We start from the raw sequence: 15,003 nt of genomic DNA, 5'->3' as shown, positions 1-15,003 counted from the left end.
GCTGCGCTTACTGGCCAGGTGGCCTCGCCGGGATTGGGTGCAGCGATCTGGTCAACCAGTAGCCGACCGACAGTGCCAGCGCCAGTGCCGCCGTCGCATAGACGTAGTCCGGGCTGATTTCCTTGTAATCGAGGATGACGATCTTGCGCAGAACCGCCATGTAGGCGGTGGCGAGAACGATGTCGAGGTGCAGTCCGTCTTCCTGCAGGTAGCTGACAATGTTGACGAACACTTCGATGGCGATCAGCACGGCCATGAAGGCGCCGAAGGTGGCGAGAATGTCGCTGATTTCGAGCAGATAGTAGGGGTGCACGCTGACCCGGCTGTAGAGCACATAGACCACGTCGGCGACGCCCCACCAGATCACCAGGACCATCAGTACCGCCAGCACGCGCGCCGCATGGCGGATGCTGCCGCGCAGGTGGCGGATCAGCGGCTCGTCGGGAATGGCTTTCCCTGACGCTTCAGTGTCTGCTTCCTGGCCATTCATTGTTGCCTCCCATGATTCGAAAAACCTCCGTCCCGGTGAGCGTCGATGTCGTCGATCTGTTGTCCTTCGGCTCGCCGTGGGCATCCAGGCCCGCCATTATCGTCCACTGTCGCGGGCGTGGAAACGTTTTCCCAGGCACTTGCGTGCTTCGTCGAGAAACAGGAGCGTTGCCGCCACGGCCACCGCCAGTCCCCAGTCGCGCAAGCTTAGATCGACGGTATCGAAGACGCTCTGCGCGGGGCCCCAATGGACCACCAGCACCTGCAACGCGAGCACGCCGGCGAGCGCCTGCCAGAGCCTGCCGTTGGCGAAGAACGCGGCGTTGAAGGTGCTCCCCCGCTCGGCGCGGGCGTTGAAGACATTGAAGAACTGAAACAGCACGAAGGTGGTGAAGGCCAGCGTCAGTGCGTACGTCTGGTCGTGCGCGGTGAGCCCATGGCGGAACATGAACAGGGTGCCGACCATCATCGTCACGCCATAGAGCGCCAGGCGCAGCAAGCGGCCGCTGTCGAGGATCTGCGCGGTTTGCGATCGTGGCGGGTCGCGCATCAGGCCGGGGCGTGCCGGTTCGACGCCGAGCGTCATCGCCGGTGGGCCATCCATGATGATGTTGATCCACAGCAGGTGGATCGCCGTGAAAGGCGCGGGCCAGCCGAGCAGCGTCGCGGTAAGCACTGTGAGAAGGGCGCCGATGTTGGTCGACAGCTGGAAGCGCACGAACTTGACGATGTTGTCGTAGATCACGCGCCCTTCCTCGACGGCGCGGACGATGGTCGCAAAGTTGTCGTCGGTGAGGATCAGCGTCGCCGCCTCACGGGTCACCGCCGTACCGGTGATGCCCATGGCCACGCCGATATCGGCCGCCTTCAGTGCCGGCGCGTCATTGACGCCGTCGCCGGTCATCGCCACCACATGCCCGACGGCTTTCAGAGCGCGCACGATGCGCACCTTGTGGGTCGGCGAGACGCGCGCGAAGACGGCGATGGCGTTGATGCGCGCGGCCAGCGCCGCGTCGTCGAGCGCATCGAGTTCGGCGCCGCTGAGCACATCGCCGGTGAGGCCCAGTTCGCGGGCAATCGCCGCGGCGGTCGCCTTGTGGTCGCCGGTGATCATCCGGACCTGGACGCCGGCCTGGTGGCAGAGCGCGATCGCCGCCTTTGCCTCAGGTCGCGGCGGGTCCATCAGGCCGGCGAGGCCGAGGAAAGTCCACCCGCCGGCCCAGGCCATCAGATCGCCCGCCGGGTCGAATTCCTGGGCCGGAATGCGGCGCCGTGCCACCGCCAGAACGCGCAGCGCCTGGGCGGCCAGATCGTCGTTCCTGCTCTCGATGAGCTGGCGGGAGGCGGCGTCGAGCGCCTGCTCGCCGTTCGCGCTCAGCCAGCGGGAGGAGCGCGCGAGGAGAACGTCCGGCGCACCCTTGACGAGTACCTCAACCATTTCCCCGGCGTCGTGGAAGGTGGCCATGAACTTGTGCGCCGAGTCGAACGGGATTTCCGCAAGGCGCGGCCGCGCCTCCTGCTCGGCGGCGGGCGCCAGACCGCCCTTCTCGGCGAGGACCCATAGCGCGCCTTCGGTCGGGTCGCCGATCAACTGGCCGTCGCGGACGCGCGAATCGGTGCACAAGGCCATCGGCAGCAGCAAGGGGCGCAGATCGAGTCCGGGCGGCGCCTGCAGGCTGCCCTCGGCAAGATAGCCTTCGCCGCTGACTGAAAAGCCGTTGCCGGCAAACCAGCCGGCGCGGGCGGTCATCTGATTCAGGGTCAGGGTGCCGGTCTTGTCCGAACAGATCACCGTCGTCGAGCCCAGCGTTTCGACGGCGGCAAGCTTCTTGAGAATCGCCCGGTTCCTTGCCATGCGCCACATGCCGACGGCGAGAGTAACCGTCACCACCGCCGGCAGACCCTCGGGGATGGCGGCGACCGCCAGCGCGACGGCGGTCATTGCCGCCTCGGCCCACGCCTGGCCACGCAGGAAATCGACGACAAAGATGATCGTCACGACGCCGCCGGCGATGGCGGCCAGCTTCTTGCCCAGGGTGTCGAGCTGCCGCTGCAGCGGCGTTTCGCCCTCGGGCGCCTCGGCGATCATGCCGGCCAGTTTGCCCATCTCGCTGCGCATGCCGGTCTCGGTGATCAGCAGTTCGGCGCGACCGCGGGTGAGTACCGTATTCATGAAGAGCAGGTTCACACGATCGCCCAGCGGCAGATCTTCTCCGGCAAGTGCCGCGACGTGCTTGCCGACGGCGTGCGACTCGCCGGTCAGCGCTGCTTCCTCGGCCTCCAGGTTGTGCGCGACCAGCAGCCGGCCATCGGCCGGCACGCGGTCGCCCGCCTCGAGCAGGACGATGTCGCCGGGCACCAGTTGACTCGCGTCGATATCGGACACCAGCCCGTCGCGGCGCACCCGGGCGCGCGCCGCGAGCATCTGCTTGAGGGCCGTCAGCGTCCGCTCGGCACGATGCTCCTGCCAGAACCCGAGGCCGGCATTGAGCAGCACGACGACGAGGATCACCACCGCATCCTTGACGTCGCCGATGGCCCAGGCGAGCAGCGCCGCGAACACCAGCACGACGACCAGGAAGTTCCTGAACTGATCGAGGAACTTCAGCCAGAGGGGACGTGGGCGCGTCTCGCTGAGCCTGTTCTCGCCATGCCGGGCGAGCCGCTCGGTGACATCGGTCAGGCTCAGGCCGGCGACCGCATCGACAGCCAGCGCGTCGGCGGCGTCAGCGGCCGACAGGGTGTGCCACGGGCGAATTATCGGGTTCATGATTGCCTCGCCAGGGGATGCGGGCGCCGGTGACGCGCAGCAATGCGAGCGGCGAGCGGCGTCGCGGCGAGCGTTGGCCCGGTCATGCCGGCAGAGTTACAGGCTGCTCGAAAGCAAGAAAATTCCCACAGGCATGCGCTACCGATGGTCTCCATCAATGCTTGCTCCCAGTCAGAACTTGTCTCCGTTCAGCCTGCAGCGCCTGCGGAAGACAGAACTGCCTTTTCCGGCGAAGACGAAGGGCCGTGATTCCGACCGCTTCCCCTCGTCAGGACAGCGCCAGCTCTTCTGCGCCGGTTTCGGCGATCGGTGTCACCGTGACGGCGACATCGAGTTCGTGGTCGTCTCCGCCGAGAATGATGCCGCGCAGCGGCGAAACGTCGGCGAAATCGCGGCCCCAGGCCAGCGTGATGTGCTGGGTATCCGGCAGCAGGTTGTTGGTCGGATCGAAGTCCACCCAGCGACCGCCTTCGATTTCCGGGCAATACACCGACACCCAGGCATGCGAAGCGTCGGCACCGACCATTCTCGGTTGCCCGGGTGGCGGCTGGGTGAGCAGGTAGCCGCTGACGTAGCGCGCGGCCAGGCCCTGCGAGCGCAGGCAGGACAGCATCAGGTGCGCGAAGTCCTGGCAGACGCCACGTTTCTGCGCCAGCACCTCGAGTACCGGGGTGGCGACGGTGGTCGCTTCCGGGTCGAACTCGAACTCGTCGTAGATGCGGCTCATCAGTGCCTGGACGGCCTCCAGGACCGGGCGGCCGGGGGTGAAGCACTCGCGCGCATAGGTGGCGAACTCATGCTTGACCCGCACGAAAGGCGACTCGAACTGGAAGCGGCTGGCGTCGAGAAGGACCGGACGAGCGCCGTAGGCCAGCGCATCGCGCACCTTCTCCCAGGCTGGCGATGCGCACATGCAGGTCACCGACCTGACGGCGGAGCCGCTGCGACCAGCGGCCATCCGTGCCGCGGGCGCCGACGTTGCCAGCGTACCGGCGGGCAAGTGCGGCAGGACTTCGATGGTGCTTTCCGCGCGCACGGCGAGACTGCTGTGCGGGAACTCGATGGCCAGCTCGCGCACCGGATTGCCGAAGCTGTCGAAGCGCTCGCGCGTGGCGCTCACCTCGGGCTCGACCTTGATCCGGTGGGCCAGGCAACGCTGCCAGGAGCAGTCGCGCGGGGTCAGATGCAGCAACTGGCGCGACAGCGACACCGGGTTCTCGTAGGTGTAGATCGTTTCGTGCAGTACGTGGTAACGGGCGACGGGCAGGTTCACGGCGATCAGGAGGCGAGAGTGTAGTGGCTGACGTCGCTGACATGGCTGAAATGGCGCATCGCCAGGCGATCCGAGAGCGCTGCCCCGGCAAGCGCGATGTCGCCGAGGAGGTCCGCCAGATCGAGGCAGGGGTCGCAACTGCGGCAGTCGGTGAAGCTTTGTCCTTCGAAGCGTCCGAGGTCGAACATCTGCAGGCGCGCTAGCGCCGCCCGCAGCGCTTCCTCGCGCGGGCTACCGAGCAGGCGCGCCTGATTGTCCAGGTAGCGGATCAGGATCAGCAACTGGAAGGCCACCGAATGCGGGTTGCCCGCGTCGAAAACGATCAGGTCGAGTGCCGGCAGTACCTGCGGCTGGGTCATGTAGCGCGAACGATAGGTGATGATGCTGTCGGTCAGTTCGAGCAGCCATTCCAGGCTGCCCGGCGCGCGCGTCGAGTCGAGGCGCAGGAACTGGCCGATGGCATTGGCGAGGAAGATCAGCCGTTCGAGTCGCCTGCCGATGATCAGGAAGCGCCAGCCGTCGTCGCGGGTCATGTTGTCCATCGCAAAACCGGCCAGCGACGAGGAGGCGAGCAGCACCTGATCGAGAAAGGCCAGCGCTTCGCCGGGGTCCGGTCCGCCGCCTTCGTCCGCCGCCTTGCCGTAGCGCTGCAACTGTAGTTGCAGGCGATTGATGGTGTGCCAGTTGTCGACCGAGAAGCGCTCGCGCACCTGCCCGCCCACCCAGAGCAGACGGTGGATGTCGCCGGCCAGGCCGTCGCCCCACTCCTTGCCGCAGATGGCGCAGAGGAGTTGCGTCTCGCGCGATGCCGGGGCCTTCGCCACCACTTTCCTGGCGGCGCGGCTGTCGGCGGGCTCGTCTGTGGGCAGCAAGCGCAGCACGCGGCACAGATCGAGCGCGGAGATCAGGGCCGGCAGTGCGTCCGACCCCGCGTCGACGAGGCGCGCGAGGGCGACGCGCAGCAGGCGCGAGGTCTTGTCGCAGCGCTCGGCGTAGCGGCCGAACCAGAACAGGTTCTCGACCACCCGCGACGAGAGGTTGCGGCCGCCGCGCACGAGGTCGGCCTTGCCGACCGAGTGTTTGAGGAGACTGAAGGTATTGACCGCCTGCTCGGTGAGCACCCAGGTGTCCTTGCTCGAACCGCCGCGCTGCATCGAGATGATGCGCGCATTCGAAACGGCGGCGACGCGGGTCAGGCCGCCCGGCATGACCACGTGACCGGTTGGCGTTGCGGCGACGAAGACGCGCAGACCAACGCCGCGCGGCAGCAGACGCCGCTCGCCGTCCGTACCCCACGCCGGTGCCTGCGAGAAATTCACCAGTTCCTGGGCGACGTACGCCTGCGGCCTGGCGCGCAGGCGGGCGATCATTTCGTCGCGCTGGCTGCCGGCGAGTTCGTTGCCGAAGATCGGATCGAAGCGCTGCGAGGGGTAGGAGCCCTTGATCACCAGTTCGTCGAGGTGCTCGATGGTGAATTCGAGCGCGGCCCGTTCGCCACACCACCAGGTCGCCACCGACGGCATCGCCAGCGGCTCGCCGAGGAGCTTCTCGCAGGCACCGGGCAGGAATCCCGGCAGCGCCGCCGATTCCAGCAGGCCGCTGCCGAGCGCGTTGGCGACCAGAACGTTGCCGGCACGCACCGCCTGCAGCAGGCCGGGAATGCCGAGCGCCGAATCGCCGCGCAGTTCGAGCGGGTCGCAGTAGTCGTCGTCGAGCCGGCGCAGGATCGCATGCACCCGCCGCAGGCCGTTGAGCGTGCGCAGATAGACGCATTCCCGGCGCACCGTCAGGTCCTGCCCTTCGACCAGCGGGAAACCGAGATAGCGCGCCAGGTACGCGTGCTCGAAGTAGGTCTCGTTGTAGGGCCCCGGCGTCAGCAGCACGGTCAGCGGCGCCTCGCCGGTGCGCGGCGCCCAGGTGGCCAGGCTGTCCTGCAATTCGCGGAAGAACCAGGCGAGATGCTGCACGTGCAGGTCGCGGAACTGCTCGGGGAAAACGCGGCCGACGATGGTTCGGTTCTCGAGCGCATACCCGGCGCCCGAGGGCGCCTGCGTGCGGTCGGCGATCACCCACCAGCGACCGTCGGGCGAGCGCGCGAGGTCGGCAGCGTAAAGGTGGAGATAGGTGTCGCCAGCCGGCCGGATCCCCTGGCACGGCCAGAGGAAGTTGTTGTGACCGTAGACCAGCGCCGGCGGCAGCGTCCCGTCCTTGAGCAGTTCCTGCGGGCCATAGAGGTCGCCGAGCACGGCGTTGAGCAGGCGCGCGCGCTGGGTGACTGCACCGGCGAGCTCCTGCCACTCGGCCGCCGATAGGATCAAGGGCAGCGGATCGACCTCCCACGGCCGGTCGGCGCCCTTTGGATCGGCATAGACGTTGTAGGTGACGCCGTTCTCGAGGATGCGCCGGCGCACGTAATCGATGCGGTGCCGCATCTGCTCGGGCGTCGCCGTGTCCAGATGGGCCAGGAAAGGCTGCCACGACGGGCGAACGCTGCCGTCCTCGGCGAGCATCTCGTCGAAGCGATCGGTCTTCTTCAGGTAGTTGGACAGCAGGGGAGGTGGCATCAGGGACACGGGCGCTGGAGTTCAATCCTGCGCCGGGCTGTTGCAGGAGATCGCTGCAAGTCTAACGTAAACCGGAAGCCGAAACTCGCCGGCGCGGGCCGGCGAGGTGTCCCGCCAGACTTTGACGAGCGCGGCGGGACCCCTCCGTCGACGCCGCCGTCAGCGGCGGCAATGCTCAGGGCGTTCCGAACACCGCCTGCCACAGCGCGCTCACGGCTTCGCTGCGGCGGCTGACCGAGGCGCGTTCGACGCGCGCCCGGCGGCCGGCGTTGAGTCGCTGGACGTGCTGCATGCGGCGAAACTCGCGGTAGGCGCTGCGCACCGGTTCGGCGAGCCGGCTGGGGATCAGGCCGAGCTCGGCGGCGATGCCGAGCAGGGCGATGTTGCCGAGGTTGCCGCACAGCCTGGGGTGGCGGTGCGCGTGCCCGAGAACCAGGTACTGGACGATGAACTCGACATCGATGATGCCGCCGCGATCGTGCTTGATGTCGAAGCTGTCCTCGCTGCGCGAGGCGTGCTGGTCGAGCATGCGCTTGCGCATCGCCAGCACCTCTTCCCTGAGCTTGGCCAGGTCACGCGGCTGGCGCAGGATCTCGATGCGGATCGCCTCGAACTGCTCGCCGACGGCCGGGTCGCCGGCGCAGAAGCGGGCGCGCGTCAGCGCCTGGTGTTCCCAGACCCAGGCGTGCTGCAGTTGATACTCGCGAAAGGCGGCGATCGGACTGACCAGCATGCCGGAATCGCCGTTCGGGCGCAGGCGCAGGTCGACGTCGAAGAGCATGCCGGCGGAGGTCTGTGTCGACATCCAGGTGCTCATGCGCTGGCCCAGGCGCGCGTAGAGTTCGCCGGCATTGGCTTCGGGGTCGTCGTGCAGGTAGACCAGGTCGAGGTCGGAAGCGAAGCCGAGTTCCTTGCCGCCGAGCTTGCCGTAGCCGATGACGGCGAAGCGCGGCAGCTGCTCGGGATGCGGATGCCGGTGCTTGAGCTTCTGCCAGCAGAGATCCAGCGTCGTCTGCAGCATGATGTCGGCGAGCTCGCTGAGTCGGTCGGCAAGGTGCTCGACGGTGTGCAGGCCGGCGATGTCCTGCGCCAGGAAGTGGAAGACCTGGGCGTGGTGGGCTTCGCGCAGGATGTCCATTTCGCGTTCGGTGTCGCCGGCGTCCTGGGCCAGGCGTGCCTGCAGGTTGGTGCGGAACTCCTGCCAGTCGGTGCTGACGTCGAACATGCGCGAGTCGAGCAGTTCGTCGAGCAGGATCGGGTGGCGCGTCAGGTAATCGGCGGCCCACGATGAGCTGCCGATCAGCTCGGCGAGCTTCATCAGCGCCTGCGGGTATTGTTGCAGGAGAGCCAGGTAGGCGCCGCGGCGGCTGATCGTTTCCAGGAAATCGAGGCCGCGCCGCCAGGTGGCATCCGGCGTGTCGGTGGCGGCGGCGGCGTCGATCAGGCGCGGGCCGAGGGCGTCGAGGCGCTCGCGATTGCTGGCCGGCAGTTGCAGGTAGCGACTGCTGGCGCGAAAGCTGTGCAGACGCTCGAGCATCGCCTTCGGCTCGCGAAAGCCGAGCGTCGCCAGGGGTTCGAGCGAGTCGTCGCCGATCGCCGGTCCGTCCCAGATGCCGGCGAGCGGATGCGTGCCTTCCTCGGGTTCCGAGAAAACCTGCTCGAAGTGGCGAGCGACATTGGCCCGGTGCGCATCGAGAACGGCCAGGAAGGTCGTCCAGTCGGCAAAGCCCAGCGAAACGGCGATCTGCCGGCGCTCCGCGTCGCCCGCCGGCAAGCGGTGCGTCTGAGCGTCGTTCACGTATTGCAGCCGGTGTTCGAGGCGGCGCAGGAAGTCGTAGGCGGCCGCCAGTTCGCGCGCATGTTCGACCGGCAGCAGCCGGCGCTCGACGAGCAGTTCGAGGACCCGCAGCGTCGGTCGCGCCTGCAGCGCGGGATCGCGGCCGCCGCGAATCAACTGGAAGACCTGGGCGATGAACTCGATCTCGCGGATGCCGCCGGGGCCCAGCTTGATGTGCTCGGCCATTTCCTTGCGCGCCACCTCGCGGCGGATCTGCGCGTGCAGGGCGCGCATGGCATTGATGGCGCCGAAGTCGAGATACTTGCGGAAGACGAAGGGGCGGCCGATGTCCTGCAGCGCCGCGACCCATTCGGGCTGCAGATTGACGCCTTCGTTCATCACCCTGGCCTTGATCCAGGCGTAGCGCTCCCATTCGCGACCCTGCGCGATGAAGTAGTTCTCGAGCGACCCGAGCGAACCGACGAGAGCTCCGGAATCGCCGTTCGGCCGCAGACGCATGTCGACCCGGAAGACCTGGCCATCGCCGGTGGAATCCCCGAGGGCGCCGATCAGGCGCTTGCCGAGGCGCAGGAAGAAATCGTAGTTGTCGATGCGCCGGCCGGCGCCGGCCGTCTGCCCTTCCTCGGGGTAGATGAAGATGTAGTCGACGTCCGACGAGACGTTGAGCTCGCGTCCGCCCAGTTTGCCCATGCCGACCACCAGCAGGCGTTGCGGCTTGCCGCCGCTGTCAAGTGGCTCGCCGAACTGTTCCGCCAGTTGCCGATGCAGGAAGTCGAGGGCGAAGTTGGTGGTGATGTCAGCCAGTTGGGTCATGCTTTCGACGACTTCAGCCAGTGTCGCCACTCCGCCGAGGTCGCGGACGATCAGCGTCGCCATCACGCGCTGGCGCAGGCGGCGTAGTGCCCGCTTCAGTTCGTCATCGCTCGCCGGTGCGTCAGCGGCGAGCAGGCTGTGCATCTGCTCTGTGGTCAGCGCTCGCCCGGCGTGCTCGGCGAGCCAGGCGGCGATCCCGGGTCGGGCGGCGAGCAGATTGCGCAGATAGGGACTGTGTGTCTGAGCCGCCGCCCACGGGGGAGCGAGCGTGGCGGTCTGTGGGTTGCGGGGATCGACGGTGGGTTCCATTCGGCTCTCGTTCTCTGACCGTTCGCCGCGCGATGCATCGTCGGCGCTGATGAGTGAAGGCAAAGCCGCTACAATGGTCGCTTGCAGCGGCATCCCAATTATCCCGATATTCTAGTGACGGCGACCGTCTGTTGGCAAAAGTCTGTTCCAGGTGGCCGCCACTGATGCGGCAGGAGGACTTGCGCCCGGCGCTCTACCACCGCTTGCACTGGCTCGTGCCCATCGCTTCGCATCGGGTGGCACGCGCGATCTGGCGCTTCGTGGTGCGCGCCTTCTGGGTGTCCTATTTCGGTTTCGTTCTGCTTGTGCTGGCGCTGCGCTATCTCGTCTTGCCGAATATCGAGAGCTATCGGCCCGAGATCGAGCGCCAGCTCAGCGTCGGGCTCGGGCTGTCGGTTGTCATTGGCAAGATTGAGGCCAGCTGGGCCGGCCTCAATCCTGACCTGATCCTCTCCGACGTGCGCATTGCCGATGCACAAGGGCAGCCGGCACTGGCCTTTACGCGTGTCGAAGGCGTTCTCTCCTGGTCGTCGATTCCGCACTGGCAGTTGCGCCTGGGCTTGCTGCAGATCGCCGAGCCAACCCTGCATCTGCGCCGCGACGTGGACGGCCGCTTCTATGTCGCGGGGATCGCGGTCAGCCAGGATGGTGGCGACGGTAGCGTGGCGGACTGGATACTGGCGCAGCGACGCATCCGGGTGGAGGGGGCGACGGTGGTCTGGGAGGACGCCAAGCGAGAGGCCCCGCCACTGATTCTCGAAGACGTCGACTTCGCCCTCGACAACAATGGGCGACAGCATCGGTTCGGCCTGACCGCCATGCCGCCTGCCGAATTCGCCTCCCGAATCGATCTGCGCGGCGATTTCCGCGGCAGGAGTATCGAGCAGGCACAGTCCTGGCAGGGTCAGGCGTTTGTCCAGATCGACTACGCCGATCTGGCGGTGTGGCGTGCCTGGCTCGACTACCCGCTTGCCTTGCCACATGGCCGCGGTGCCGTGCGCGCCTGGGCGGGCTTTGCCGACGGCGGCTTGCGCGACCTGACCGCCGACTTCTCGCTGCACGATGTTAACCTGCGCCTGGCGAAGGACCTGCCGGAGCTCGACCTGGAGCGCATGTCGGGTCGGCTCGGCGCCCGTTTCCTGCCGGCCGGGATGAGCGTCGACGGTCGTCAAGTGGAACTTCTGACGCGTCGGCCGCGCGGCGAGCATGCTGAATCGGCGCCGGCCATTCACGTCGCACCAATGGATTTTCATCTTGACTGGCAACAGACGACCGGCAGCACGTCAGTGCGTGGCAACGCGACGGCCAACGTTCTCGATTTGGCCGCGTTTGCCGGGTTGGCGACGCATCTGCCGCTGGCCGGCGGAGCGCGCCAGTTGCTGAGCGATCTCGCGCCGCGTGGCCGCATCGACGAGCTGCGCGCCGCTTGGGACGGCAACGGCGACGGCTTGCAGACTTACTCCCTAAAGGCGCGCTTCGAGGATCTGGCGTTGCGGCCCAGGGCTTCCTTTCCGGGAGCGTCCGGGTTGTCGGGTTCGCTCGAGGCAAGCGAGCAGGGTGGCAGTGCCAGCTTGCGCGCGAAGAAGGTCAACATCGAGTTGCCGACGGTCTTCCCGGAGTCGTCCATCGCGCTGGATACGCTCAACGCCGAGGGCAAGTGGAAGATCAGCCAGGGCAGGATCGATGCCGAACTCGCGCGCGCCGAGTTTGCCGGGCCCGACGCTGCCGGCTCGGCACATGGGACCTTTCGCCACACCGGCGACGGGCCCGGCAGCATCGACCTTGCCGCCGCTCTCACGCGCGCCGATGCGCGCGCTGTCTGGCGCTACCTGCCGGGTGCCATAAACACCGACGCGCGTCACTGGGTGCGCGATGCCCTGAAGAAGGGGGCGGCCAGCGAGGGGAAGCTGGTTCTCAAGGGAGATCTGGCGAACTTTCCGTTTCTCGACAAGCGGCAGGGGCAGTTTCTGGTGACCGTCAAGGCGAACGACGTGACGCTGGACTACGGGACCGGCTGGCCGATCATTACCGGTATCGACGCGGATCTTCGTTTCGAGGGGAACGGCATGGTCGTCGATGCTCGGCGTGGCGCCATTCTTGGCGCCAGCCTGTCACAGACCCGCGCCGAGATTCCCGATTTCGATGCGCCGGTGTCGACGCTGAAGATCAAGGGCCGTGCCGAGGGAGAGACTGCCGAGTTTCTCAAGTACATCGTGCAGAGTCCGGTGGCTGCCCAGATCGACCATTTTACCGAGAACATGAGTGCCGGCGGCAAGGGCCGGCTCGATATCGGACTGGTGATTCCCCTTGAGGAAGCGCGTCTGGGCGAGTCGAAAATCGAGGGAACGTACGTCTTCCTGGCCAACGACGTGACTGTCGATGCGGCGCTGCCGCCGCTGCGACAGGTCAATGGCAGTCTGCATTTCTCCGAGAAGGATCTGCGGATACCGGAAATCAACGCCGTGCTCTTCGGTGGCCAGGTCAAGATCAAGGGCGGGGCGCAGGGCGGCAAGGTCATGGTGCTTGCCAACGGCTCGCTGGGCATGGACGAGTTGCGCCGTCGCCTCGAACTGCCGCTGCTCGACGCCTTGAGCGGAACCGCCGCCTATCGTGTCGAGGTGAGCAGCAAGAAGCGCAATGTCGAACTGGTCGTGGACTCGAACCTCGTCGGTGTCGCGTCGACCCTGCCGGCGCCGTTCGCCAAGAGCGCCAGTGAGGTGCTGCCGCTGCACTTCGAAAGCGCCGTCGTGCCGGCCGTGCCGCCGCGCAGCGGTCAGCCGGTGGCGCGCGACCAACTGCGCGCTACCCTCGGCAGCATACTGAGCATGCAATTGATCCGGCGCAAGCAGGGTGACGACAGCCAGCTCGAACGCGGTGCGATCATGATTGGTCGCCCGTTGGGCGCGCTGCCGGAGCGCGGCATCAACGTCGGCGTCACCACCAGGAGCATCGATCTGGACTCCTGGCAGGCCGTGCTGCGCGGCAGCGGCAAGGCCGGCGGATCGGCTTCGTCGCCCGCTTTGCCGTTGAACGTCGATGTCAAGGCCGACGAACTGCTGCTCCTCGGCAAGTACTATAACGACGTCACGGCGGCGGTTGCCGGTGCGGCGCCGCTATGGCGGGGGACGCTGCAGTCGCGCGAGGCGGCCGGCAGCTTTCAGTGGGATGGTACCGGCGCCGGAAAACTGGCGGCGCACTTCAGGAAATGGCGTCGCCCCGACAAGGAGAGCGCGAGCAGCCAGCCGTCCGAGGTGCTCAAGGAATTGCCGGCTCTCGATGTCGTCGTCGATGACTTCGTCATCGGCGCGCGTCGTTTCGGGCGCCTCGAAGTGCAGGCCCACAACGACGGCGGTATCTGGCGGCTCGACAAGGTCGACATCGTCAACCCGTTCGGCAGGCTGTCGGGCAGCGGGCAGTGGCAGCTCGCCAGCGGCAACCGCACGCAGCTCGACTTTGCCCTGGTCAGCACCGACGCCGGCAAGTTGCTCGATCGGCTGGGCTACCTCGGTGCCGTACGCGGTGCCAGCACCACGCTGGAGGGCAAGATCGGCTGGAACGGATCGCCGACCGCGCTGGACTACGCCACCCTCAGCGGCGACATGAAGCTCGATGTGGGCAAGGGGCAGTTCGTCAAGCTCGATCCCGGCGCCGCCGGCAAGCTGCTCGGCCTGATCAGCCTGCAAGGCCTGCCGCGTCGCCTGTCGCTTGATTTCGGCGATGTGTTCAGCGAGGGCTTCGCTTTCGACAGTATCAACGGGAAGATGACCGTCAAGGACGGCTTGATGCGTACCGACCGCTTGCAGCTGGACGGCCCGTCGGCGCGCGTCGTGATGCGCGGCGAAGCCGACCTGAAACACGAGACGCAGCGCCTGAACGTCACCGTGCAGCCTGAACTGGGCGGCAGTGCCGCCCTGGGCATCGCCGTCGTCAACCCCCTGGCCGGCGTTGCCACCCTGCTGGCGCACAAGGTGCTGCAGAATCCGCTCAACAAGATCTTCAGCTTCGAGTACCTGGTGACCGGCAAGTGGGACGATCCCAAGGTCGAGAAGGTCTCCGCGTCGGCCGTTCCGGCGGGGCCCACTCCGTGAACCCGAATTCCGACAGGAGCCAGCCATGAATCTGACTACAGGTGCTTTGCCGGGCGACTCGCAGAAGGTCGCTCGCCTGCGTGTTGCGGCGGTGCAGATGGTGTCGACCCCGCGCGTCGACGAGAACCTGCGTGTTGCCGCCGGCCTGATTGCCGACGCCGTCGCGCAGGGCGCCGAACTGGTCGCCTTGCCCGAATACTTCCCGATCATGGGCATGACGGATGGCGACAAGGTTGCGGTGCGCGAGTCGGATGGCCGCGGACCAATCCAGGACTTCCTCTCGGCGACGGCACTGGCGCATCGAATCTGGCTGATCGGCGGCTCGCTTCCCCTGTGGAGCCGGCACGCCGACAAGGTCCTCAATTCGAGCCTGGCGTACAATCCGCAGGGCGAGCGGGCTGCCCGCTACGACAAGATCCACCTCTTCGGATTCCGCCAGGGTAGCGAAAGCTACGACGAAAGCGCGACGATAGAGGCCGGTCGCCAGGTGGTGGCGTTTGCCACGCCTTTTGGACGCATCGGCCTGTCGATCTGCTATGACCTGAGATTTCCGGAGCTTTACCGGGCGTTTGGTGTCACAGACTTGCTGGTGATTCCGGCGGCCTTCACCGAGACGACCGGCCGGGCGCACTGGGAAATCCTGCTGCGCGCCAGGGCGATCGAAAATCAGTGCTATGTGCTGGCTGTCGCCCAGGGTGGCCAGCACGAGAACGGGCGCGAGACACATGGTAACAGCATGCTCGTCGATCCCTGGGGGAACATCATCGATCGCAAGCTGAAGGGGCCGGGAATCGTCATCGGCGACCTCGAGCGAGGGCGTCTAGACGAAGTCCGCGACAGTCTGCCCGCGCTCGCCCACCGCGTCATGTAAACGGCATTTGAGCGACAGCCCAAGGGCA

At 66.9% G+C, this 15,003-nt stretch carries 7 protein-coding genes; 2 read left to right on the top strand and 5 right to left on the bottom strand.

The window, feature by feature from the left end:
* Positions 1–7: 7 nt before the first annotated feature.
* From CAP2UW1_RS20225 to glnE, 5 genes are all read right to left on the bottom strand, one after another.
* On the bottom strand, positions 8–490 hold the full coding sequence (locus CAP2UW1_RS20225) for a phosphate-starvation-inducible PsiE family protein (RefSeq protein ID WP_015768480.1): 483 nt from the start codon (positions 488–490) through the stop codon (positions 8–10).
* Positions 491–586: 96 nt separating this feature from the next.
* On the bottom strand, positions 587–3,259 hold the full coding sequence (locus CAP2UW1_RS20220; RefSeq protein WP_015768479.1) for a cation-translocating P-type ATPase: 2,673 nt from the start codon (positions 3,257–3,259) through the stop codon (positions 587–589).
* A 268-nt stretch (positions 3,260–3,527) separates the two neighbouring features.
* Positions 3,528–4,526 carry a transglutaminase family protein gene (locus CAP2UW1_RS20215; RefSeq protein WP_085953064.1) on the bottom strand — a complete coding sequence of 333 codons (999 nt, stop codon included), beginning with the start codon at positions 4,524–4,526 and terminating at the stop codon, positions 3,528–3,530.
* A gap of 11 nt (positions 4,527–4,537) precedes the next feature.
* Complete coding sequence (locus tag CAP2UW1_RS20210) at positions 4,538–7,096, bottom strand: circularly permuted type 2 ATP-grasp protein (RefSeq protein WP_015768477.1); 2,559 nt, start codon at positions 7,094–7,096, stop codon at positions 4,538–4,540.
* A gap of 175 nt (positions 7,097–7,271) precedes the next feature.
* A complete protein-coding gene (glnE, locus tag CAP2UW1_RS20205; protein ID WP_041568777.1) occupies positions 7,272–10,016 on the bottom strand; it encodes a bifunctional [glutamate--ammonia ligase]-adenylyl-L-tyrosine phosphorylase/[glutamate--ammonia-ligase] adenylyltransferase in 2,745 nt (914 codons plus the stop codon).
* A 53-nt stretch (positions 10,017–10,069) separates the two neighbouring features.
* On the opposite strand from glnE, the gene CAP2UW1_RS20200 reads away from it, so the two are divergent.
* Together CAP2UW1_RS20200 and CAP2UW1_RS20195 are read left to right on the top strand one after the other, a co-directional pair.
* The gene (locus CAP2UW1_RS20200) at positions 10,070–14,104 is read left to right on the top strand and encodes a YhdP family protein (RefSeq protein ID WP_199931521.1); all 4,035 of its coding nucleotides are present in this window, start codon (positions 10,070–10,072) and stop codon (positions 14,102–14,104) included.
* A 25-nt stretch (positions 14,105–14,129) separates the two neighbouring features.
* Positions 14,130–14,975 carry a carbon-nitrogen hydrolase family protein gene (locus tag CAP2UW1_RS20195; RefSeq protein WP_015768474.1) on the top strand — a complete coding sequence of 282 codons (846 nt, stop codon included), beginning with the start codon at positions 14,130–14,132 and terminating at the stop codon, positions 14,973–14,975.
* Positions 14,976–15,003 lie beyond the last annotated feature (28 nt).

The organism is Candidatus Accumulibacter phosphatis (assembly GCF_000024165.1).
GTDB classification, from domain to species: domain Bacteria; phylum Pseudomonadota; class Gammaproteobacteria; order Burkholderiales; family Rhodocyclaceae; genus Accumulibacter; species Accumulibacter phosphatis.
Note: the sequence above shows the minus strand (reverse complement) of the source record. Positions and strands in the feature narration are given on the sequence as shown.